The following is a 22,250-nucleotide window of genomic DNA, read 5'->3' on the forward strand; positions in this document are numbered from 1 at the left end:
GACTGACAGGTCAGGCCGGAGTTGCAATACGCCATACGCGAGCAATATCTGTTGCACGTTCACGCAACAGGCGCGGGGCTTCGGCGCAGGCCTGTTCCAGGGGCATCGGGCCGCTGGTGACCGCGAATGCAGCGTCGATGCCGTGATCGTAGAGTTCCTGATATCCCTCGCCCAAGGTGCCGGCGATGACGATTACCGGAACGCCTTGCTGCTTGGCGATCCGCGCGACGCCAAACGGGGTTTTGCCGCGCAGGGTCTGGGCATCGAAGCGCCCTTCTCCGGTAATCACCAGATCCGCGCCCTTCACAGCGTCGGCCAGACCGACCAGCTCGGCGACCACTTCGACACCGGCCTGAAATCGCGCACCGAGAAACGCCTTGGCGGCAAAGCCCAATCCACCCGCTGCACCGCTGCCCGGCTCATCCCGCACATCCTTGCCCAACGCCTGCGCACAGAGTTCGGCGAAGTGACCGAGGGCCTGATCCAGTTGCTGCACTTGCGCGGGTGATGCGCCCTTCTGCGGGCCGAAAATCGCTGAAGCGCCGTGGGGGCCGCACAGCGGATTGTCGACGTCTGCGGCGATGTCGAAACGCACTTGCGTCAGACGCGGGTCGAGCTCGCTCAGGTCCAGACGTGCGAGTTGCGCCAACGCCAGACCTCCCGGCACCAGCGATTGCCCTTGAGCATCCAGCAGTTTCACGCCCAACGCTTGCATGGCGCCGGCGCCACCGTCGTTGGTGGCACTGCCGCCGATGGCCAGAATGACTCGCTGCGCGCCGGCATCCAGCGCGGCGCGGATCAGCTCACCGGTGCCGAACGTGCTGCTGATGCACGCATCGCGCTGCCCCGGCGGCACCAGTTGCAAGCCGCTGGCCTCGGCCATTTCGATGATTGCGGTGTGGTTGTGCGGCAGCCAGCCCCACGCGGCTTCGACCGCTGCGCCCAAAGGGCCACGCACGCGGGTGCGGCGCAATTCGCCTTCGCACGCGGCCAGAATCGACTCCACCGTGCCTTCGCCACCGTCGGCCATCGGGCACTTGACCAGCGTCGCCTGCGGCCAGACCTGCGCCAGGCCCAACGCAATGGCTTCTGCAACGCCTTGGGCACTCAGGCTGTCCTTGAACGAATCGGGGGCGATGACGATTTTCATGCGAATTCTCCAGTTCCAATGCCCTTCATGCTGCCAGTCGCCTTGCCGGTTGACGCCTGTCCGCTGCACAAGTCGTGCAGGCGTTTATTGTTCATTTCGACAAATCGTCGGTCTGCGGCAGCAATTGCACACCCAGATACAACGCCAGCATCCCGTCGAGCTTCAACGGATCGACCCCGCTCAACTCGGCAATCCGCTCCATCCGGTAGCGCAGGCTGTTGCGGTGTATCCCCAAGGCATCGGCGCAGGCCTGGCTCTGGCCGTCGTGATCGCACCAACTGCGCAGGGTCGCGAGCAATTGGCCGTTGCTGTCCTTGGCGATCACTTTGCGCAACGGTTTGAGCAGTTCATCCAGCGCATCGTCGTTGCGATGGCGCCAGAGCATCACCGGCAAGCGATAGCGATTGAGCGTCAGCAGCCGTGAACGCGGCAGCACTTCGCGGCCATAGGCGAGCAAGTCGCCGACCCGCCGATAGCAACGGCGCAACCCTGCCAGCCCATCGGCCTGCCCGCCAACCGCGATACGCAGAATGTTCCAGCCCAGACCATCGAGTTTTTCCAGCAGGCGATCATGCTCGACATTCTGACTCGCCGGCCGGCACCAGAGCAGTGACGACTTGGCCGAGCTCACACACCAACTGTCGGGATAGCGCGACATCAGCCAGGCACTCAGCGCCTCGACGGTTTGCCCCGGTCCGTGCTCCAGACCCAGCTCGAACAGATACGGCACCCGCGTCAGTTGCGGTTTAAGGCCAAGTTGCTGGGCCTCGTCAATCAGCCTTGGCGAATCCCCCGCCTCGCTCAACAACAGCGCCAGCAAGTCATCGCAGCGCTGTCGCCGCCATTGCTGCTCGGATTGCTGATTGCGCTGGCCGACCAGCATTTCGGCGGTCATGCGTACGAGCTCGGCGTAAGTGCGCAGTTGCTCGGGCTCACCGGTGATGCCAAGGACGCCGATCAAGCGCTGATCGAGCAACAGCGGCAGATTGATCCCAGGTTGCACGCCTTTGAGATGCACCGCCGTCTGCGCGTCAATCTCCACCACCCGCCCGTTGGCCAGCACCAGTTGCGCGCCCTCGTGGCGGGTGTTGATCCGCTCCGGCTCGCCGCTGCCGAGAATCAGCCCCTGGCTGTCCATGACGTTGACGTTGTACGGCAAAATGGCCATGGCCCGGTCGACGATGTCCTGGGCGAGGTCGTGATCGAGTTCGAACATAGGGGCTGGAATCCTTGAAAACAGGCGCGGACGGTTGTTCACCCGCACAGGGTCTGGCGGCAAACCCTGTGCTCAGGCACAAAGACAATCCGGCCAAAGGTGGCCGAGACTCTCAGGGCGATCAACGTTACCCTTTGCATCGCAAAAAATCATAATAAAGAGAGAGCCGCCATGTCGCAGAGCGCCGCTGCCGCCCAGACCATCGTTGACGATAAAAATGCCGTCTACAAACGCATCACCCTGCGTTTGATCCCCTTCATCTTCATCTGCTACCTGTTCAACTACCTCGACCGGGTCAACGTTGGATTTGCCAAACTGCAGATGCTCGACGCGCTGAAATTCAGCGAAACCGTGTACGGCCTCGGTGCCGGTATCTTCTTCATTGGCTACGTGCTGTGCGGCGTGCCGAGCAACCTGGCGCTGACCAAATTCGGCCCTCGGCGCTGGATTGCACTGATGATGATCACCTGGGGCACGCTGTCGACCTGCCTGCTGTTCGTCACCACACCGACCGAGTTCTATACCCTGCGCCTGTTCACCGGCGCGGCCGAAGCCGGGTTCTTCCCGGGCGTTGTGCTCTACCTCTCACAGTGGTTCCCGACGTTCCGCCGTGGCCGGATCATGGCGCTGTTCATGTCGGCGATCCCGGTGTCCGGCCTGCTCGGCAGCCCGTTTTCCGGGTGGATCCTCAATCACTTCGCCGCCGGCCAGGGTGGTTTGGCCGGCTGGCAGTGGATGTTCCTGCTGCAGGGCATTCCAACCGTGGTGCTGGGCGCACTCGCCTACTTCCTGCTCAGCGACAACTTCGCCAACGCCAAATGGCTGACCCCTTACGAGCGTTCGGTGCTGGAAGCGGATCAGGCCGAAGACCTGGCGAACAAACCGAAAACCACCTCCGATTCGCTGATCGCCGTTTTCAAGAACCCGGCCATCTGGGCGTTTGGCTTGATCTACTTCTGCATCCAGAGCGGCGTGTACGCGATCAACTTCTGGCTGCCGTCGATCATCAAGAACCTCGGCTTCAGCGACAACCTGGTGATTGGCTGGTTGAGTGCGATCCCGTATCTGTTGGCGGCGGTGTTCATGCTGGTGGTCGGGCGTTCGGCGGACTTGCGTAAAGAACGTCGCTGGCATTTGGTGGTGCCGATGTTGATGGGCGCTGTCGGCCTGCTGATTGCAGTGAATTTCGCGGCGAACCCGGCGATTGCGATCCTCGGCCTGACCATCGCGACCATGGGCGCGCTGACCGGTCTGCCGATGTTCTGGCCGGTACCGACTGCCATGCTGAGCGCGGGCGCTGCAGCGGGTGGTCTGGCGTTGATCAACTCGATGGGGCAGATGGCCGGGTTCCTGAGCCCTTACCTTGTGGGTTGGGTCAAGGACAGCACCGGGTCGACCGATGCGGCGCTTTACCTGCTGGCGGGTGTGATTGTTGGCGGGAGTCTGCTGGCGTTGCGGATGACGCGGACGTTGCGGGCTTAAGCATTAGTCGAAATACAGAAACGGCCCATTACGGGCCGTTTTTCATTTAGATCGTTCCCACGCTCCGCGTGGGAATGCCTCAAGGGACGCTCCGCGTTCCAGCTCTGGAAGGGACGCGGAGCGTCCCGGGCTGCATTCCCACGCGGACGGTTCGACGCCTCGACGTGGGAACGATCAGGCTAAGGATCTGGCTAGAGCGGTGTTTCTGGCTTCAACTCCAGATTATCCAGCGCCCGGTTCACCGCCAGTTCACTCAGCATGATCAGTTGCGAGATGCCCAGCAGCACATGCCGCTGCGAGCCGTCCACCAGCCCGGCGAAGTCAGTGGCCATGGTTTTGGCGCAAGTCAGGGTTTCAGAGGCATCGGCCAGCAGTTCTTCGCTGTCGATGCCGGGGGCGATGAGGTAGCGGGTGTTGGGTTTGAGCAGCGGTTTTCTGGGGAGCAGCGGATTGAGGTAGTGGTCGAGGGCGCGTTCGGCGGCTTCGTGGAATTTCTTGGAGTCGAGGGTTTCGTAGGGTGAGGTTGTATCGGTTTCGGGTGGGTTGGGTGTTGGTTTGATCACGTTTGAATCTCCAAATCAGAAAAATGGAGCCATCAAACTTCGCTACCAAACGAAGAGGTGGTGGCCATACACGGGTTGGTAGACCGGTGACTTGGAGAACCGGCGCGCTCGAAAACGCCCCACGCATGGCCACCATAAAAGCACGGACGGATGAGCGTCCGAATACGGTGAATTGCGCAACAAGTCAGATCCGGGCTACCAAACCCGATCGCTGCATTTCAGCGACGGGACAACGATAAAACCCGGCCCATAAGCGCACAAGCCGGCGGATTCTGGCGCAGTCGTAGGCAACGGCGCAAGGTTGTGTAGCCTGGGGTGCGTGTCTGAACGTGTCCTTTAAACACCCCTCTTAAACACCCCTACTCCGATCGTTCCCACGCTCCGCGTGGGAATGCAGCCCGGGACGCTCCGCGTCCCTTCCAAAGCCGAACGCGGAGCGTCCGTGGAGGCATTCCCACGCAGAGCGTGGGAACGAGCGTCACACACTGTTTTTTGCATCCAGCTCAAGCACCAACCCACCCGGCATCTGCACAAAAATCTGCCAGACCCCGTCCTCCGGCACCTGCGCCACCTGATACGGCAACCCACTGCCCTGCACCCGCTTCAAAACCGCCGCCGCGTCTTCATCGGTGCGAAACGCAATATGACTCAACGCCGCCTCATCCAGCGCGGGCTGCTCAATCACATGCACCAACGCCTGCGCATCCTGATACAACCACCGCCCCGGAAACGGAAACGGCGGCCGGCGCCCCGGCGTCAGCCCCAGTAACCCACCAAAAGCGTCCTGCAGCGCCTGACCGTTAGCGGTATTGAAGGCCAGATGATCAAATGTCCACGTCATGTCTGTCTCCTGCGGTTATTCAGGATTCCAGTATCTGCGCTTGCCAATCCCGGAAAAATCCCGCAAAACGCCAAGGATCTTCAACGGATTTTTACTAATGAGCTCAATCCTCGATCTGGAAATCTTCGTCCGCACCGCCGACTCCGGCAGCATTTCCGCCGCCGCCCGGGCTCTGGAACTGACCCCGGCCGCCGCCAGCATCGCGCTGAAACGCCTGGAAACCCGCCTCGGCATCCGCCTGTTCGCCCGCTCGACCCGCAGCATGCGCCTGACCGAAGAGGGCCGACGCTATCTGGAAAGTGTGCGTCTGGCGCTGGCCACCCTGGCCGAAGGCGAGCAAGCGCTGAAGCAGCAAACCGAAGGCCTGAGCGGCGTGCTGCAACTGGCAGCGCCGTCGGATTTCGGGCGCAATGTGCTGTTGCCGTGGCTGGACGATTTCAAGCGCGAGCATCCGCACATTCAGCTGCAATTGCTGCTCAACGACCGGCATGCGGATCTCTTTCGCGAAACGGTGGACGTGGCGCTGCGCTTTGGCGTGCCAAGTGATTCGACGCTGGTGGCGTTGCCGATTCTGCCTGATCATCGCCGTGTGGCTTGCGCCAGCCCTGCGTATCTGGAACGGCACGGCACGCCGCAAAACCCTGCCGAATTGAGCAAGCACAGCGCCCTGCTCTATCTGCGCAACGGCCGGCCTTACAACACCTGGCGCTTCCATCGCGAGGACGAAACAGTCGAAGTTGAAGTACGCGGCGACTACCTCAGCGACGACGGCGAAGTCGCCCGCCGCTGGGCGCTTGCCGGGCACGGAATCGCCTACAAGGCCTGGCTCGACGTCGCCGAAGACGTGCGCGCCGGGCGGCTGCTGACGCTGTTCGATGACTGGCATGGCGAGAGCGTGCCGTTCAATCTGCTGTGCCCGCACCGGGTGCAGGTGTCGGAACGGGTCAAGGTGTTGCAGGCGTTTTTGCGCCAGCGCTGCGAGGCGTTGCGCCGATAAATTCACTTTGCCGCGCCGGGCGCTTCTGGTATTTGATGGAAGCTTTCCCACCGACAAAAGGATTTCGGCATGAGCTATCGCACACTGGGTCACTCGGGGTTGCAGGTTTCCACTCTCACCCTTGGCACGATGATGTTCGGCGAGCAGACCAGCGCGGAAGACTCGCTGCGCATCATCGACAAGGCCTGGGATCAGGGCATCAATTTCATCGACACGGCTGACGTCTACACCAATGGCCGCTCGGAAGAGATCGTCGGCGAGGCCATTGCCCGTCATCGGCATGAATGGGTGCTGGCGACCAAGGTCGGTTTCGGCCCGGTGGACGGCGTGCCGAACCGCAGCGGTCTGAGTCGCAAGCACATTTTCAATGGTCTGGAGGCCAGCCTGACCCGGCTCGGCACCGACTACCTCGACATCTATTACCTGCACCGCGAAGACCACAACACGCCGCTGGAGGTGACGATCTCGGCGATTGGCGATCTGATTCGTCAGGGCAAGATCCGTTATTGGGGCCTGTCGAACTACCGTGGCTGGCGGATTGCCGAGGTGATTCGAGTGGCGGACAAACTCGGCGTTGATCGCCCGATCATCAGCCAGCCGCTGTACAACATCGTCAACCGTCAGGCCGAAACCGAGCAGATCACCGCCGCCCAGACCTACGGCCTCGGCGTGGTGCCTTATAGCCCGCTGGCCCGTGGCGTGCTCAGCGGCAAGTACGCACCGGACGTAACCCCGGACGCCAACAGCCGCGCCGGGCGCCAGGACAAACGGATTCTGGAGACTGAATGGCGGGTGGAGTCGTTGCGCATTGCCCAGCAGATTCAGCAATACACCCAGGAGCGTGGGGTCGGGATTGTCGAGTTTGCGATTGCCTGGGTGCTGAACAACGGCGCGGTGACCTCGGCGATTGTCGGGCCGCGTACTGAAGATCAGTGGGATGCGTATACCAAGGCGCAGGCGGTGAAGATTACGGCCGAGGATGAGGCGTTTATCGACTCGCTGGTGACGCCGGGGCATGCGTCTACGCCGGGGTTTAATGATGTGAGCCATTTTGTGTCGGGGCGTAAACCGCATCAGGCTTAAGCACCTATGCTTCGACACAGGTTCCCGCTCTCACGGGACCTGTGTCGAATGTTGGAAATATTGATCACACGGCCAATATTCACCACAAAAACCACGTATCCTGCGCGCCCCGTTTCACCATCACCCCCGCGAGGACAGTTTGTCTAAAGGCATTGCTCTATCGGTGACAGCATCGACGCTGTTCGCCGTCATGTATTACTACACCTCGTTGCTCACCCCGTTGAGCGGCGTGGAAATCTTCGGTTGGCGGATGCTGCTGACCGTGCCCTGCATGACCGTGTTCATGCTGGTGTCCGGCGAATGGCGGCGGGTGCTCGAGCTGCTGCGCCGGATCCCTGCGCTGCCGAAGTTGATCGGCGGCCTGATTCTTTCGTCAGCGCTGCTGGGCGTGCAGTTGTGGCTGTTCATGTGGGCGCCGCTCAATGGCTACAGCCTTGATGTGTCGCTGGGTTACTTCCTGCTGCCGTTGTCCATGGTCCTGACCGGACGCATCGCTTATGGCGAAAACCTGTCGTATCTGCAAAAAGTCGCGGTGTTTTTTGCCAGCCTCGGCGTGTTGAACGAGTTGTATCAGGTCGGTGGGTTTTCCTGGGCGACGCTGGTGGTGGTCGTTGGCTACCCCCTGTACTTCGTGCTGCGCAAATACCTCAAGACCGATAACCTCGGCGGCTTGTGGGTCGACATGACCCTGATGCTGCCGGTGGCGTACTGGTTCGTGCGCGGCGGTGAACAGGGTTTCGGCGTGTTCGATCAGTACCCGGCGCTGACGTGGCTTATACCGCTGCTCGGTCTGATCAGTGCCTCGGCGCTGGTGGTCTACATCATCGCCAGCCGTTTGTTGCCGTTCAGCCTGTTTGGTTTGTTGAGTTACGTTGAGCCGGTGTTGCTGCTCGGTGTTGCGCTGCTGCTGGGCGAAAGCATCAAGCCCGGCGAATGGCTGACCTACATCCCGATCTGGCTCGCGGTGGTGGTGCTGGTGTTTGAAGGGTTCAAGCACCTGATGCGCCAACGGCGCCCATAAGACGCGCAATAAAAAGCCCGGCCTGCACAATTGCAGGCCGGGCTTTTTTACATCTGATGCGAATTACTCGGTAGCGAGTACGCCACGACGCACCTGGTCACGTTCGATCGATTCGAACAGTGCCTTGAAGTTGCCTTCACCGAAACCATCGTCGCCCTTGCGCTGGATGAATTCGAAGAACACCGGGCCCATCAGGGTTTCCGAGAAGATCTGCAGCAGCAGACGCTTGTCTTCTTTATCCGAGGCGCCGTCGAGCAGAATGCCGCGCGATTGCAACTGATCAACAGGCTCACCGTGGTTCGGCAGGCGGCCTTCGAGCATTTCGTAGTAGGTGTCCGGCGGCGCGGTCATGAAGCGCATGCCGATCTTCTTCAACTGATCCCAGGTCTTGACCAGGTCGTCGGTGAGGAACGCCACGTGCTGGATGCCTTCGCCGTTGAACTGCATCAGGAACTCTTCAATCTGCCCGGCACCCTTCGACGACTCTTCGTTGAGCGGGATGCGGATCATGCCGTCCGGCGCGGTCATCGCTTTCGAGGTCAGGCCGGTGTATTCGCCCTTGATATCGAAGTAGCGGATTTCGCGGAAGTTGAACAGCTTCTCGTAGAAGTTCGCCCAGTAGGCCATGCGGCCGCGGTACACGTTGTGGGTCAGGTGGTCGATGATCTTCAGGCCGGCACCGACCGGGTTGCGGTCAACGCCTTCCAGAAACACGAAGTCGATGTCATAGATCGAGCTGCCTTCGCCGAAACGGTCGATCAGGTACAGCGGCGCGCCGCCAATGCCTTTGATCGCCGGCAGGTTCAGTTCCATCGGACCGGTTTCGATGTGGATTGGCTGAGCACCGAGTTCCAGAGCGCGGTTGTAGGCCTTCTGCGAATCCTTGACCCGGAACGCCATGCCGCAAACGGACGGGCCGTGTTCGGCCGCGAAGTACGAAGCAACGCTGTGGGGTTCGTTGTTGAGGATCAGGTTGATCGCGCCCTGGCGATACAGGTGCACGTTCTTGGAGCGGTGGGTCGCGACCTTGGTGAAGCCCATGATCTCGAAGATCGGCTCCAGGGTGCCAGGTGTCGGCGATGCGAACTCGATGAACTCGAAGCCCATCAGGCCCATTGGGTTTTCGTATAAATCTGCCATGGTTGGCGCCTCATCATTCTTATCAATTAACCAGAGTTATTTGTCAGTAATGCTGAGACCAGTGGGTGGCGCACAGGAGATGCCACGCACACTGCGGGCGAGGAAGTCACCGTAGATCAGTTGAAACCCGAATATCTTCATTGTCGACCCAAGGCTCTTGCGGGCGAGGCTTCTGCTGCCAGAAGACGATTATTATTGTATGCGTAACCCGATTCTACACAGCGTAAATAGGGTTGTCTGCCCTCTCTATAAAATCCGCTTTTTTCGGCCCGGTGCAAGGGGTTTGTTGCACAGCCAGATGCCCGCCAGAAAGTTCCGCGCCTATTCAACGCCGCCCGGCAGAGCCCGAACATTCGCTATCGCTACGCGCAGTTGCTCACACCCTCGATGCCGTTGGCCGGGGCGATGCGATGACCGTGGTAGCCTAAGGTTCGTTGCCTTCCGACCCAGCAAGCGACTGCTATCCCCTGCAGTCACTCGACAGGTGGGTCTGGCGGTGCTGGATCAACGTCAGGCCTCGCCCGCCACGCTGGCGTTCATTCAACTGGCAACTCGGCTGGATTACCGTTGAGCGGCGCGGGTGCCATTGGCCATCTATCATGGGCTCAGACCTTGGGCTTTGCGCGCACGCTTCTCCTGCAATCAAGAGCCCCACTCCATCGCGACAGGATGCGCCCATGCCACTGACCGTCAGGCCCCGCCGCAAGCGCAGCACCCGGATTATCGTGACATTGCTGTGTGGCCTGCTGCCGATCGTACTCGGCAGCGTCATTCTCTATATGCAGGCTGAACGCGCCCTCCAGCAGAGTTCGCAACACACCGCCGATGAAGCCTTGCGACAGTTCGAACTGATGCTCGACAACACTGCCCAGGCCGCCCGCGAACTGTTGCCTTTGGCCGGCCAGACCTGCGAGACCGTCAAGCTGGCTTTACGCGAGCAAGTCACCCGTCGCCCGTTCGTGCGCTCGACCAATCTGGTATGGGACGACAATCTCTATTGCAGTTCGCTGTTCGGCGATTTCAAGGAAGCCGTGAATCCGGGCGACTACGCACAGGGCAAGTTGTGGCTCATGAACGGCAACCCGGTGACGCCCGACACCGCGCTGCTGGTGTATCGCCTGAGCGAGGGCCGCGGTGGCGCGCTGACCACGCTGGACGGCTATCACTTGAGCAACATTCTGCGCCTGATCGGCCGGCATACATTGTTGTTGCTGCAAGTCGGCAACAACTGGCTCTCCGCCGACGGCAAAGTGCATCAAGGCGTCCTGCCTGCATTGCCGGTTGCACAAAGTACCTTGCACTCATCGCACTATGCGTTCACGGTCACCGCCGCGTTTGCGGAAGGCGAGACCTGGCGCTACATGAAAGATGAATATCCGCCGCTGTTCAGCCTGCTGATTTTCTTTGGTGCGGTGTCCGGGGCCATCGGCTACATCGTGCAGAAGCGCTCCACGTCGCCAAGCCACGAAATGCTTCGGGCACTGGAGGCGGGAGAATTCATTCCCTACTTCCAACCGGTGGTGCACGGCGACAGCAAACGCTGGTCAGGTGCGGAAGTGCTGATGCGCTGGAACCATCCCAAGGAAGGGCTGGTGCGTCCGGACCTGTTCATACCCTTTGCCGAACATTCCGGGCTGATCGTGCCAATGACCCGCGCTTTGATGCAGCAAACGGCTGTCATCCTGGGGCCGCAGTCACCGACCTTCAAAGCGCCTTTCCACATTGGCATCAACATCACCGCCAGCCACTGCCACGATCTGGAACTGGTGGAGGATTGCCGTGAATTTTTGTCAGCTTTCCATCCCGGCAGCATCAGCCTGGTCCTGGAGCTGACTGAACGCGAGCTGATCGAACCATCCGACATCACCCAACAACTGTTCGCAGAGTTGCGTGCGATGGGGGTGAAGATCGCGATTGACGACTTTGGCACCGGCCATTCAAGCCTCGGCTACTTGAGAACCTTCAATGTCGACTTCCTCAAGATCGACCAGACATTCGTGGCCATGATCGATAAGGATGCCCTTTCCCGGCACATTCTGGACACCATCATCGAGCTTTCCACCAAGCTGGATCTGGGCATCGTGGCCGAAGGTGTGGAAACGCAAGCCCAATGTGATTATCTGGCCGCCCACCATGTCAACTTTCTGCAGGGCTACCTTTTCGGCAAGCCCATGCCGGCGGCCGACTTCATCGAAGCATTAACTCATCATTAACTTGTCTGGATAAATCCTGTCACGCCGACAGCCCGCACCAAATTGATACAAAACAGCGTTGTTGTTACATGAAGAAAAAGTCAGGATTTACTCTTGTCGCATTAACTACTACAATTTTTCTTACCTGTTGCAAGATGGGCAGGTGAGCCATTATCACCGAGTCGCTTCAAGGCTCTTGGCTTATAGCTTTGTTTGCGGTTGGTATCAGCCAAACACACTATTGGAGTAAAGATATTGTCCAGACTCGCTGAATTTCGTGCAGCTGAAAAGGCCCTTCAGGAACAGCTCAAGCAGCTGGAGTCGCTGAAGAATGATGCCGGGCTCAAGAAAGAAATCGAATTCGAAGAAAAGCTCCAGGGGCTGATGAAAACCTACGGCAAAGGCCTGAAAGACATCATCGCCATTCTCGATCCGAACCCGGCGAAATCCGGTCTGCAACTGACCGCCGCACCTAAAACCCGCCGCGCTCGAGTGGTCAAGGTCTATCAGAACCCGCACACTGGCGAACTGATCGAGACCAAGGGTGGCAACCATCGCGGCTTGAAAGCCTGGAAGGAAAAATACGGTGCAGCTACCGTTGATTCCTGGTTGCGCGGTTAATCTCTCGCAAACATGAAAGCCCTGCATATGCAGGGCTTTTTTTTGGACAATATTTAACAAATGAAACGATTTTTCTGGTGGGAAAGTTGTTTCTCAAACCGCTCCCGCACTGAAACTATGCTTCGGAATGTTGCCCCCAGCACCCAAGATTAACTTTATGTTTAATCAATTCAGGTATCTAACACCACGCCGGCCACAACAGACGACTAAAATTTCAAGCTGTTTCGCGCAGCCACTATGTCGTCGCCGCTGGCTTTATAAACCTCCGCCTGCCCGGCATACGAAAGTACGTACGCTTTTTCCGCCTCGACCGCTGCAACCAATGTTTGCGACAACACATGGCGACCGTTTTCAGTCACCGTACAAGTGGTCTCAAGCGCTGCGAGCGAACCCAGCGTACTCGGATGAACCCTGTTGCAGACACTCTGATAACCGCTCTGGAAAAAGTCTTTTTGCACCGACTTGCGCATCTCCAGTAACACGCCCTGCAAGTTGACCTGGTGGCCACTTTCCACACGGGTCATCGTCAACTCCATCACCATGACCTGATTGCCATCGGCGTCAGTCTTCACTGCGCGCTGACGCGAGACCTCAGGCGAGGTTTCGGGCAGCGCCTCGACCTCCCAGCCGGCGGGCCAGGTGATGCTCGGCGCCTCGGCAAAGGCCGGCAGAGCAAGCAGGGAAAAACCCAGGAAAACGAACAGCGATTTGAACGGTCGGATCATTACCAGAGGCACTCGCGGATTGAGCCGTAAAGTCTGAGGCTCGCCCGCTCACAGGGCAAGCCCGCGCTTTCGGTTTGGCGATGCTGCCAGGCATGCGTATCATTGCGCCCATTCACTCGCCCCAATTTGTTACGGAGGGCTCATGAGCCTGCAAGAACTGAACACCTTCCCCGGCGTCACCGCCACCCCGGACAGCGCAACCCGCAACTTCGTGTTCAACCACACCATGCTGCGCGTCAAAGACATCACCAAGTCGCTGGATTTCTACACCCGCGTACTGGGTTTCTCGCTGGTAGAGAAGCGTGATTTCCCGGAAGCGGAATTCAGCCTGTACTTCCTCGCCCTGGTCGACAAATCGCAGATCCCGGCTGACGCCGCTGCCCGCACCGAGTGGATGAAGTCGATTCCCGGCATTCTGGAACTGACCCACAACCATGGCACCGAGAACGAAGCAGAGTTCGCCTACCACAACGGCAACACCGACCCACGTGGTTTCGGCCACATCTGCATTTCGGTACCGGACATCGTCGCTGCCTGCGCGCGCTTTGAAGAACTGGGCTGCGACTTCCAGAAGCGCCTGACCGATGGCCGCATGAAGAGCCTGGCGTTCATCAAGGATCCGGATGGCTACTGGGTCGAGATCATTCAGCCGGCACCGCTGTAAAGCTGAAACGGGGTAGAAAGCACCCCACAAAGAAAAAACCCCATCATCGCTGATGGGGTTTTTTCTGTTTCAGGCCCGGGATTTACGCCGGAGCCGAAGTGCGGATCAAGTGATCAAAAGCGCTGAGAGAAGCCTTGGCACCCTCGCCCACCGCAATCACGATTTGCTTGTACGGCACGGTGGTCACGTCACCGGCGGCGAAGATACCGGGGATCGAGGTTTCACCGCGATTGTCGACGATGATCTCGCCGCGCGGCGACAGCTCGATGGTGCCTTTGAGCCAATCGGTGTTGGGCAGCAGACCGATCTGCACGAAGATCCCTTCCAGCTCGACCGTGCGCGACTCGTCAGTATTGCGATCCTTGTAGCGCAGACCGTTGACCTTCTGGCCATCGCCGGTGACTTCAGTGGTCAGCGCACTGGTGATCACGGTGACGTTCGGCAGGCTGTGCAGCTTGCGTTGCAATACGGCGTCGGCGCGCAGCTGAACGTCGAACTCCAGCAGGGTCACGTGGGAGACGATACCGGCCAGGTCGATGGCCGCTTCGACGCCGGAGTTACCGCCGCCAATCACCGCCACACGCTTGCCTTTGAACAGCGGACCGTCACAGTGCGGGCAGTACGCCACGCCTTTGTTGCGGTATTCCTGCTCGCCCGGCACGTTCATTTCACGCCACCGTGCACCGGTCGCCAGAATCACGCTCTTGGCCTTGAGGGTCGCGCCGCTGGCAAAGCGGACTTCATGCAGCTCGCCATTCTTGCCGGGGATCAGCTTGTCGGCGCGTTGCAGGTTCATGATGTCGACGTCGTACTGCTTGACGTGTTCTTCCAGCGCGGTCGCCAGTTTCGGGCCTTCGGTTTCCTGCACGGAAATGAAGTTCTCGATGGCCATGGTGTCCAGCACCTGACCGCCGAAGCGCTCGGCTGCAACACCGGTGCGAATGCCTTTACGTGCGGCGTAGATCGCCGCCGAAGCACCCGCCGGGCCACCGCCGACTACCAGCACATCAAAAGACTCTTTGGCGCTGATTTTCTCGGCCTGACGCACGATGGCGCCGGTGTCGAGTTTGGCGAGGATTTCTTCCTGGCCCATGCGGCCCTGACCAAAGTTTTCGCCGTTCAGGTAAATGCTCGGCACAGCCATGATCTTGCGATCGTTGACTTCGTCCTGGAACAGCGCACCGTCGATGGCGACGTGGCGGATGTTCGGGTTCAGCACGGCCATCAGGTTCAGTGCCTGAACGACGTCCGGGCAGTTCTGGCAGGACAGCGAAAAATAAGTCTCGAAGTTGAACTCGCCCTTGAGCGAGCGGATCTGTTCGATCACTTCGACACTGGCCTTCGAAGGGTGGCCGCCGACTTGCAGCAGGGCCAGCACCAGCGAAGTGAATTCATGGCCCATCGGAATGCCGGCGAAACGCAGGCTGATGTCGGCACCGGGGCGGTTGATCGAGAACGACGGCTTGCGTGCATCGTCGCCGCTGTCGATCAAGGTAATTTGGTGCGAAAGACTGGCAACATCTTTCAGCAGGTCGAGCATTTCACGGGATTTCGCACCGTCGTCGAGTGAGGCAACGATCTCGATCGGCTGGGTGACCCGTTCCAGGTACGATTTCAACTGGGCTTTAAGATTGGCGTCCAACATACGGGCGATCTCCTGACTTTATTTGAGGCGAAAAAAAGCCCGAGCGAATCTCGCCCGGGCTTTTCTATTGGGCGGTGCAGCTTACTTGAGTAGGTGCGGAATCCCGCCCTGCATTGCGTTTGTCACAGACTTAGATCTTGCCGACCAGGTCCAGGGACGGAGCCAGAGTGGCCTCGCCTTCTTTCCACTTGGCCGGGCAAACTTCGCCTGGGTGAGCAGCGACGTACTGAGCAGCCTTGATTTTGCGCAGCAGCTCGGAAGCGTCACGGCCAACGCCGCCATCGTTCAGTTCAACGATTTTGATCTGGCCTTCAGGGTTGATCACGAAGGTGCCACGGTCAGCCAGACCTGCTTCTTCGATCAGCACGTCGAAGTTGCGGGAGATGACCTGAGTCGGGTCGCCGATCATGGTGTACTGGATTTTGCCGATGGCTGGCGAAGTGTTGTGCCAGGCAGCGTGAGCAAAGTGGGTGTCGGTCGAAACGCTGTAGATCTCTACGCCCAGCTTTTGGAAGGCGGCGTAGTTGTCAGCCAGGTCTTCGAGTTCGGTTGGGCAAACGAAAGTGAAGTCGGCCGGGTAGAAGAACACTACGGACCATTTGCCTTTCAGGTCAGCGTCCGAGACTTGTACGAAGTCGCCGTTTTTGAACGCGGTAGCTTTGAACGGTTTTACTTGGCTGTTGATGATAGGCATTGATGACTCTCCGTCAGGGTTGTGAATTCGATGGGTGAATCCTACCCAGTCACTCGACGGATGGCTCATTGGCAAACCTGATGCTGCTGATTTGTTTTCGCTATTAGCTGAGGATATTAATAGAAGAAAACGATATCTACGGCGACAGCGGCTTATCCGTAATCCGGGCCATCCCGTGAAAGGGGCTCGCTTCAACATAGCGCATGGCGGACTTCATATCCTTCCAGCCCACGTAACTCATCAACGACTTGAGGTCCCAGCCGCTTTGATGGGCCCACGTTGCGAAGCCGCGACGCAGGGAATGGCTGGTGTAGCGCTCGGCAGAGATTCCCGCGCGCTCCAGAGCCTGGCGCAACAAAGGGATCACACTGTTGGCGTGCAAGCCCTCTTCGCTCAGATTGCCCCACCGGTCGACGGCGCGAAACACCGGGCCCCGCACCAGCGCCGCTTCGGTGATCCATTCGATATAAGCCTGCACCGGGCACAACTTCAGCAGCGCCGGGGCCTGATAGGTCTGCCCGAGGTTTTCCCGATCGCCCTTGCTACGCGGCAGGTACAGGGTGATGCCGCTGCCGGCGTGCGCCTGCACGTGCTCGATCTGCACCCGACACAGCTCATCGCTGCGAAAGCCACGCCAGAAGCCCAGCAGGATCAACGCGCGGTCGCGGCAGGCTCGGAGCAGCACCGGCCGGTCCTGTTGTTCCCGGGCGTCTTTCATTTCCTGCTCAAGCCAGGCGACGGTCTGCTCAAGATCGCGCAGCTGGAGTGGCTCGGCCTGTTTTTCCTGCGCGGGATGCAGGGCGCGAATGCCCTTGAACACTTTGCGCACCACCGGCGACTTGGTGGGATCGGCGAAGCCCTGACTGTTATGCCACTGCGCCAACGCCGACAGACGCAACTTCAGCGTGTTGACCGACAGCACGCCGGCATGCGCCACCAGATACCGCGCGATGCTGTCCGCTGTCGCCGGCAGAAACCCTCCCCACGCAGATTCGAAGTGCTCGATGGCTGCGCGATAACTGCGGCGAGTGTTGTCACGGGTGGCGGCTTGCAGATAGCGATCGATATCGCTCATGGGCTGATTTTCTCGTGGCGTACTGGAGGTTTGTGCGGAAACCGATTTTACGGGTTTCACATGGGGTAATACCAGTATATCCCGTCCGTTTATCAGCGCTTGTTTCACTTTATTTTCAACATGGTACACTGCGTACTTTAGTGGCATGTACCACAGTACGAAATGGTAGGAGCAGATATGGCCCGTGGCGGCGTTAATAAAGCAGTGGTCCAGATCGCGCGCGCAGCGATCCTCGCCCGTGGCGAACACCCCAGCATCGACGCAGTACGAATCGAACTTGGTAATACGGGTTCAAAAACCACGATTCATCGTTACCTGAAGGAGCTGGATGACGGCAGCGAACCGGCCGATCCTTCGGCAGAGCCAATTGATGACGAACTCCTGGCCCTAGTCACTCGCCTTGCCCAACGCTTGAAAGAACAGGCTCAGGAGCCGATTGATCAGGCGCGCGAGCAGTACGAGCAACAGCGTCAGGCCTTGGAGGACGAGCTGAATCAACTTCGTCAGGATCATGTGCAACTGGAGAAGAAGCACGACATTCAGGCGGCCGCGCTGGCCAAGGAATCCGAAGCGCTGAGCGATACCCGCTCGATGTTGCAGACCGAGCAGACCCGCAACGCCGGGCTGAATCAGGCACTGGCAGACTTTGAATTGCGCCTGCAGGACAAGGACGAGCAGATCCGCTCGCTGGAAGAGAAGCACCTGCACGCCCGCGATGCGCTTGAGCACTACCGCAACGCCATCAAGGAACAGCGCGAGCAGGAGCAAAGCCGTCACGAAACTCAGGTTCAGCAGTTGCAGATGGAGTTGCGCCAGGCGCAGCAAAGCGCACTGGTACGTCAGGACGAGATCACTCAGTTGCACCGCGACAACGAACGTCTGCTGACCGAAAATCGCGGCACCGTGCGCGAACTGAGCCTGATGCAGGATCAGCTCAAACAAAGCAATCAGCGTCAGGATCAACTGCTGGAGCAAGCGTCACGCGTCGACAGCGAACGCACCCTCCTCCAGGAACGCCTGCGCGTGGCCCTGCTGGAAAGTCAGACGCTCAAGCAGAACGTCGACGAGCAGTCGCAGCTCAATCAGTCATTGGAAAAGGAATTGACCAAGGTTCAAGCCAGCTTGCGCCTGGCCACTGCCGTTGCGGCAGCGCCAGACGCAGCAGAACCGAAAAAGACTTAAGCGCCGACCGGCGTACGCATGGTGACAAACTCTTCGGCCGCCGTCGGGTGCACCCCGATGGTGTCGTCGAAGTCACGCTTGGTGGCGCCAGCCTTCAACGCGATCGCCAGACCCTGCACGATCTCGCCGGCATCCGGCCCAACCATGTGACAGCCCAGCACCTTGTCGGACTTGCCATCGACCACCAGCTTCATCAGCGTGCGCTCCTGGCAGTCCGTCAGGGTCAGCTTCATCGGCCGGAAGCGGCTTTCGTAGATCACTACGTCGTGACCCGCTTCCCGCGCCTCTTCTTCGGTCAGCCCAACAGTGCCGATGTTCGGCAGACTGAACACTGCCGTCGGGATCATCTTGTAATCCACCGGACGGTATTGCTCAGGCTTGAACAGACGCCGCGCCACCGCCATGCCTTCAGCCAGCGCCACCGGCGTCAATTGCACACGGCCGATGACATCGCCCAGCGCCAGAATCGACGGCTCGGTAGTTTGATATTGCTCGTCGACTTTGATGAAGCCTTTGTCGTCGAGCTGCACATCAGTGTTCTCCAGCCCCAGGTTGTCCAGCATCGGACGTCGGCCGGTGGCGTAGAACACGCAATCCGCTTCCAGTACGCGACCATCCTTCAGGATCGCCTTCAGGCTGCCATCCGGCTGCTTGTCGATGCGCGCAATGTCGGCATTGAATTGCAGATCCATACCGCGCTTGGTCAGCTCTTCTTTCAAATGGTTACGCACTGAACCGTCGAAACCGCGCAGGAACAGATCCCCGCGATACAGCAATGTCGTGTTGGCGCCCAGCCCATGGAAAATCCCGGCAAATTCGACGGCGATGTACCCGCCGCCGACGACCAGCACGCGCTTGGGCAGTTCTTTGAGGAAGAACGCCTGGTTTGAGCTGATCGCATGTTCATGCCCAGGAATTTCGGGGATCTGCGGCCAGCCACCGGTGGCGATCAGAATATTCTTCGCAGTGTATCGCTCGCCATTGACCTCGACTTCGTGCGGGCCGACGATCTTCGCGTGGGCTTCATGCAGCGTCACGCCGCTGTTGACCAGCAGATTGCGATAAATGCCGTTCAGGCGATTGATCTCGCGATCCTTGTTGGCGATCAGCGTGGCCCAATCGAAATCCGCCTCGCCCAGGCTCCAGCCAAAACCCGAGGACTGTTCGAAGTCTTCGGCGAAATGCGCGCCATACACCAACAGTTTTTTCGGTACGCAACCGACGTTGACGCAGGTGCCGCCCAGATAACGGCTCTCGGCCACCGCCACTTTCGCACCGAACCCGGCAGCAAAACGCGCAGCCCGCACACCGCCGGAACCGGCACCAATCACATAAAGGTCAAAATCGTAGGCCATTTCTATCTCCTCGGCAGGCGATCAGCATACCCGCCGTCGTCCGTTGGGCAAGCACTCCTGCCGATATAGGGGCGGAAAATGAAAAAGCCACCCGAAGGTGGCTTTTTCGTACAGGCAGATCAGGCGCTATCAGTAAGCCTTGCCAGTCTTGTAGAAGTTTTCGAAGCAGAAGTTGGTTGCTTCGATATAGCCTTCAGCACCACCGCAGTCGAAGCGCTTGCCTTTGAACTTGTAAGCCATCACGCAGCCGTTCTGGGCTTGTTTCATCAGGGCGTCGGTGATCTGGATTTCACCGCCCTTGCCTGGCTCGGTCTGTTCGATCAGGTCGAAGATGTCCGGAGTCAGAATGTAACGACCAATGATCGCCAGGTTCGACGGTGCGTCTTCCGGCTTTGGCTTCTCGACCATGCTGTGTACGCGGTAGATGTCGTCGCGGATCATTTCGCCAGCGATCACGCCGTACTTGCTGGTTTCTTGCGGATCGACTTCCTGAATGGCGATGATCGAGCAGCGGAACTGCTTGTACAGCTTGACCATCTGGGTCAGTACGCCGTCACCGTCGAGGTTGACGCACAGGTCGTCCGCCAGCACTACGGCGAACGGTTCGTCGCCGATCAATGGGCGACCGGTCAGGATCGCGTGACCCAGGCCTTTCATTTCGGTCTGGCGGGTGTAGGAGAACGAGCACTCGTCCAGCAGCTTGCGGATACCGACCAGGTATTTTTCCTTGTCGGTGCCCTTGATCTGGTTTTCCAGCTCGTAGCTGATGTCGAAGTGGTCTTCCAGGGCGCGCTTGCCACGGCCGGTCACGATGGAAATTTCGTTCAGGCCAGCATCCAGAGCTTCTTCGACGCCGTACTGGATCAGTGGCTTGTTTACCACCGGCAGCATTTCTTTGGGCATGGCCTTCGTCGCTGGGAGGAAGCGAGTACCGTAACCGGCTGCTGGGAACAAGCATTTCTTGATCATATAAGTCCTTGAAAGGGCTGTGTGTACGAGTTTCGGCGCAGTCTAATCAGGCGGCGCGCACCTTACAATGCCCCGCACTGGCTAACCGATGTCAACATAGAGAAATAATCTGGCGGATAGTTCAATCCGCTCACAGAGACTGCGCATTCAGCTTAGCCCAAAGATCTCGGAACGCCGCATCGACCTGCGCCCGTTCGCCCATTTACCGTTATCATGGCGCCTTTGAACCAGCCAACGAGGCCGCTAGATGTCCGCAGCAAAAATCATCAACGGGTACACCGTCGCCAAGGCTAAAGATGGCCAGTGGCATATCACTGCCACCAACGGCGAAGACGTGTCCGGCCCGTTGCCCACAGAGGCGATGGCGATTGAAGTCGCCGCGGTGCTCGATTACACGCCCGCAGCTCCGAAACGTCGCGGCAAGGAACAAGACTGATCGGTAACGACGAAGGCCGGCCCTGCCATTGCGCAGGGCTTTTTTTTGGCTGCGCGAAAAGAAGTGGCCAATCGCTATAACCTTTTCCTGCCGGCGCTGTCATAGCGTCTAGCCCTCCTCCTCGAAGACGACATTGCCATGACCAACCGTTCCCTCATCAGTTTCCTGCCGCTGATTGCACTCGCCGCCCTGACCGGCTGCGCCACTTCACAGACCACTTACCTGAACAATGGCGAACAAGGGTTGAGCATCGATTGCTCCGGCGAGGCCAATTCCTGGGCCACCTGCTATGAAAAGGCTGACGCGTCCTGCGCCGGCACCGGTTATCGCATCGTCGGAACTGACGGCACACCGGCGCCCAAGGAAGACGACAAGACGCTGGGCGTCGACGTCGGCAACTACAAAACCCGCAGCGTGGTAGTGGTCTGCAAATAGCCTTACATGTGAATTTCGGCGAACTTGATCCCCAGCCCGCGCACGACCTCGATCAGGTCGTCGAGCCGGTTGAATGATTCGACTTCGTCGTTATCGTCGACCAGGAAGTAACTGCGCCCGGCGCTTTTCTTGAAAAACACGATCCACTCCCCCGGATTTGCCGGGTTCTGGATCACATGGGTAGCCGCAATAAGCCCTTCCTTGTGTCGCTCCCGCACCTGCTCTCTCTTCATTCACCGCTCCGGAAATGACAATGCCGCCACAGCAACGCTGTGACGGCATCAATGCTGACTGCTGACAGTCTATCAGCCGGAAATACAGGCCGTGGCGGCTTTGCGTACATCCCATGGACGCAGCGGCACGTTGGACATCCGCTCGTGCAGCTTGATGCTGCTGCCACCGGAGCGATCCTCGATGTCAAACACCGCCGCCGGCCCCGATCCCAGCTTGCCCGGCACAATGACCCGAACCTCGTCCTTGTTCCGCTCTACCTGCAGGGCACCGCGGCTGCTGGACAGCTTTTCGGCCAGGCATTCAGCATATTCATGGGGCTTCTTGCCGGAAATGACGTTCATGGTCGGCAGTGTTTCATTGATTTCCGAAACACTTGCGCAACCACCCATTGCCAATGCCAACGGCAGAATCACCACACCCCACTTCATACAAAACCTCCAATAAAGACCCTCCGACAGCATGAATGCCGTTTTTCTCCGAGGCTCACTGCATTTAACCCACATCGAATCGTGAATTCTGTTTTTAATTGT

The 22,250-nt window shown here is 59.1% G+C and carries 23 protein-coding genes and 1 pseudogene; 11 read left to right on the forward strand and 13 right to left on the reverse strand.

The features are described from left to right. Positions 1-10: 10 nt before the first annotated feature. Both ACEN93_RS03335 and ACEN93_RS03340 read right to left on the reverse strand, forming a co-directional pair. Positions 11-1,150, reverse strand: coding sequence for a glycerate kinase (locus tag ACEN93_RS03335; protein ID WP_495611054.1), 1,140 nt, complete (start codon positions 1,148-1,150; stop codon positions 11-13). A gap of 91 nt (positions 1,151-1,241) precedes the next feature. Then, positions 1,242-2,366 carry a sugar diacid recognition domain-containing protein gene (locus tag ACEN93_RS03340; RefSeq protein WP_495611055.1) on the reverse strand — a complete coding sequence of 375 codons (1,125 nt, stop codon included), beginning with the start codon at positions 2,364-2,366 and terminating at the stop codon, positions 1,242-1,244. A gap of 171 nt (positions 2,367-2,537) precedes the next feature. On the opposite strand from ACEN93_RS03340, the gene ACEN93_RS03345 reads away from it, so the two are divergent. After that, entirely contained in the window at positions 2,538-3,848 is a 1,311-nt protein-coding gene (locus ACEN93_RS03345; RefSeq protein ID WP_103385193.1) for an MFS transporter, read from the forward strand. 191 nt (positions 3,849-4,039) lie between these two features. On the opposite strand, the gene ACEN93_RS03350 is transcribed toward ACEN93_RS03345, so the two are convergent. Next, the gene (locus tag ACEN93_RS03350; protein WP_039768710.1) at positions 4,040-4,411 is read right to left on the reverse strand and encodes a DUF6124 family protein; all 372 of its coding nucleotides are present in this window, start codon (positions 4,409-4,411) and stop codon (positions 4,040-4,042) included. A gap of 478 nt (positions 4,412-4,889) precedes the next feature. Continuing rightward, a complete protein-coding gene (locus ACEN93_RS03355) occupies positions 4,890-5,252 on the reverse strand; it encodes a VOC family protein (RefSeq protein ID WP_495611056.1) in 363 nt (120 codons plus the stop codon). A gap of 97 nt (positions 5,253-5,349) precedes the next feature. Between ACEN93_RS03355 and ACEN93_RS03360 the strand changes: the two genes are divergently transcribed. From ACEN93_RS03360 to rarD, 3 genes are all read left to right on the forward strand, one after another. Beyond that, positions 5,350-6,249, forward strand: a complete 900-nt coding sequence (locus ACEN93_RS03360; RefSeq protein ID WP_074690480.1) for a LysR family transcriptional regulator — start codon at positions 5,350-5,352, stop codon at positions 6,247-6,249. A gap of 69 nt (positions 6,250-6,318) precedes the next feature. Beyond that, positions 6,319-7,332 (forward strand): aldo/keto reductase, encoded by a 1,014-nt coding sequence (locus tag ACEN93_RS03365; protein WP_039768715.1) that lies wholly within the window; start codon positions 6,319-6,321, stop codon positions 7,330-7,332. Positions 7,333-7,471: 139 nt separating this feature from the next. After that, positions 7,472-8,353, forward strand: coding sequence for an EamA family transporter RarD (gene rarD / locus ACEN93_RS03370; RefSeq protein WP_103385188.1), 882 nt, complete (start codon positions 7,472-7,474; stop codon positions 8,351-8,353). Positions 8,354-8,416: 63 nt separating this feature from the next. Here rarD and hppD read toward each other — a convergent pair whose 3' ends face one another. Next, on the reverse strand, positions 8,417-9,493 hold the full coding sequence (hppD, locus tag ACEN93_RS03375) for a 4-hydroxyphenylpyruvate dioxygenase (RefSeq protein ID WP_007958955.1): 1,077 nt from the start codon (positions 9,491-9,493) through the stop codon (positions 8,417-8,419). Between the two features lie 312 nt (positions 9,494-9,805). Between hppD and ACEN93_RS03380 the strand changes: the two are divergent. The 3 genes and pseudogenes from ACEN93_RS03380 to ACEN93_RS03390 form a co-directional block, all read left to right on the forward strand. Beyond that, positions 9,806-10,064, forward strand: a pseudogene (locus tag ACEN93_RS03380) (type 2 periplasmic-binding domain-containing protein); the annotation flags it as partial. 106 nt (positions 10,065-10,170) lie between these two features. After that, entirely contained in the window at positions 10,171-11,706 is a 1,536-nt protein-coding gene (locus ACEN93_RS03385; RefSeq protein ID WP_074690479.1) for an EAL domain-containing protein, read from the forward strand. A 234-nt stretch (positions 11,707-11,940) separates the two neighbouring features. Next, complete coding sequence (locus tag ACEN93_RS03390; RefSeq protein ID WP_039768722.1) at positions 11,941-12,306, forward strand: histone-like nucleoid-structuring protein, MvaT/MvaU family; 366 nt, start codon at positions 11,941-11,943, stop codon at positions 12,304-12,306. 206 nt (positions 12,307-12,512) lie between these two features. Here ACEN93_RS03390 and ACEN93_RS03395 read toward each other — a convergent pair whose 3' ends face one another. Beyond that, complete coding sequence (locus ACEN93_RS03395; protein ID WP_414881806.1) at positions 12,513-13,031, reverse strand: DUF4946 domain-containing protein; 519 nt, start codon at positions 13,029-13,031, stop codon at positions 12,513-12,515. A 142-nt stretch (positions 13,032-13,173) separates the two neighbouring features. Between ACEN93_RS03395 and gloA the strand changes: the two genes are divergently transcribed. Then, complete coding sequence (gene gloA, locus ACEN93_RS03400) at positions 13,174-13,695, forward strand: lactoylglutathione lyase (RefSeq protein ID WP_074690477.1); 522 nt, start codon at positions 13,174-13,176, stop codon at positions 13,693-13,695. Between the two features lie 82 nt (positions 13,696-13,777). Here gloA and ahpF read toward each other — a convergent pair whose 3' ends face one another. The 3 genes from ahpF to ACEN93_RS03415 all read right to left on the reverse strand — a co-directional run bounded on the left by ahpF (position 13,778) and on the right by ACEN93_RS03415 (position 17,109). Beyond that, positions 13,778-15,340, reverse strand: a complete 1,563-nt coding sequence (gene ahpF, locus ACEN93_RS03405) for an alkyl hydroperoxide reductase subunit F (RefSeq protein ID WP_074690475.1) — start codon at positions 15,338-15,340, stop codon at positions 13,778-13,780. 130 nt (positions 15,341-15,470) lie between these two features. After that, positions 15,471-16,034 carry an alkyl hydroperoxide reductase subunit C gene (ahpC, locus tag ACEN93_RS03410; protein WP_007958941.1) on the reverse strand — a complete coding sequence of 188 codons (564 nt, stop codon included), beginning with the start codon at positions 16,032-16,034 and terminating at the stop codon, positions 15,471-15,473. A 136-nt stretch (positions 16,035-16,170) separates the two neighbouring features. Then, entirely contained in the window at positions 16,171-17,109 is a 939-nt protein-coding gene (locus ACEN93_RS03415; protein ID WP_039768729.1) for a site-specific integrase, read from the reverse strand. 177 nt (positions 17,110-17,286) lie between these two features. Between ACEN93_RS03415 and ACEN93_RS03420 the strand changes: the two genes are divergently transcribed. Then, a complete protein-coding gene (locus ACEN93_RS03420; RefSeq protein ID WP_495611057.1) occupies positions 17,287-18,291 on the forward strand; it encodes a DNA-binding protein in 1,005 nt (334 codons plus the stop codon). Here the strand turns inward: ACEN93_RS03420 and gorA are convergent. Together gorA and galU are read right to left on the reverse strand one after the other, a co-directional pair. Next, positions 18,288-19,646 carry a glutathione-disulfide reductase gene (gorA, locus tag ACEN93_RS03425; RefSeq protein ID WP_039768733.1) on the reverse strand — a complete coding sequence of 453 codons (1,359 nt, stop codon included), beginning with the start codon at positions 19,644-19,646 and terminating at the stop codon, positions 18,288-18,290. The two genes, ACEN93_RS03420 and gorA, sit on opposite strands and share 4 nt — an antisense overlap. 129 nt (positions 19,647-19,775) lie before the next feature. Beyond that, complete coding sequence (gene galU / locus ACEN93_RS03430; RefSeq protein WP_039768735.1) at positions 19,776-20,615, reverse strand: UTP--glucose-1-phosphate uridylyltransferase GalU; 840 nt, start codon at positions 20,613-20,615, stop codon at positions 19,776-19,778. A 247-nt stretch (positions 20,616-20,862) separates the two neighbouring features. On the opposite strand from galU, the gene ACEN93_RS03435 reads away from it, so the two are divergent. Both ACEN93_RS03435 and ACEN93_RS03440 read left to right on the forward strand, forming a co-directional pair. After that, the gene (locus ACEN93_RS03435; protein WP_039768737.1) at positions 20,863-21,051 is read left to right on the forward strand and encodes a hypothetical protein; all 189 of its coding nucleotides are present in this window, start codon (positions 20,863-20,865) and stop codon (positions 21,049-21,051) included. A 138-nt stretch (positions 21,052-21,189) separates the two neighbouring features. Beyond that, positions 21,190-21,486, forward strand: a complete 297-nt coding sequence (locus ACEN93_RS03440; RefSeq protein WP_039768738.1) for a hypothetical protein — start codon at positions 21,190-21,192, stop codon at positions 21,484-21,486. Positions 21,487-21,488: 2 nt separating this feature from the next. Here the strand turns inward: ACEN93_RS03440 and ACEN93_RS03445 are convergent, their stop codons facing one another. Then, positions 21,489-21,719, reverse strand: coding sequence for a hypothetical protein (locus tag ACEN93_RS03445; protein WP_011334337.1), 231 nt, complete (start codon positions 21,717-21,719; stop codon positions 21,489-21,491). Positions 21,720-21,791: 72 nt separating this feature from the next. After that, positions 21,792-22,148: a hypothetical protein gene (locus ACEN93_RS03450; protein ID WP_039768742.1), complete on the reverse strand. Its 357-nt coding sequence runs from the start codon at positions 22,146-22,148 to the stop codon at positions 21,792-21,794. Between the last annotated feature and the right edge of the window lie 102 nt (positions 22,149-22,250).

It is taken from the genome of Pseudomonas sp. Pseusp21 (assembly GCF_059492145.1).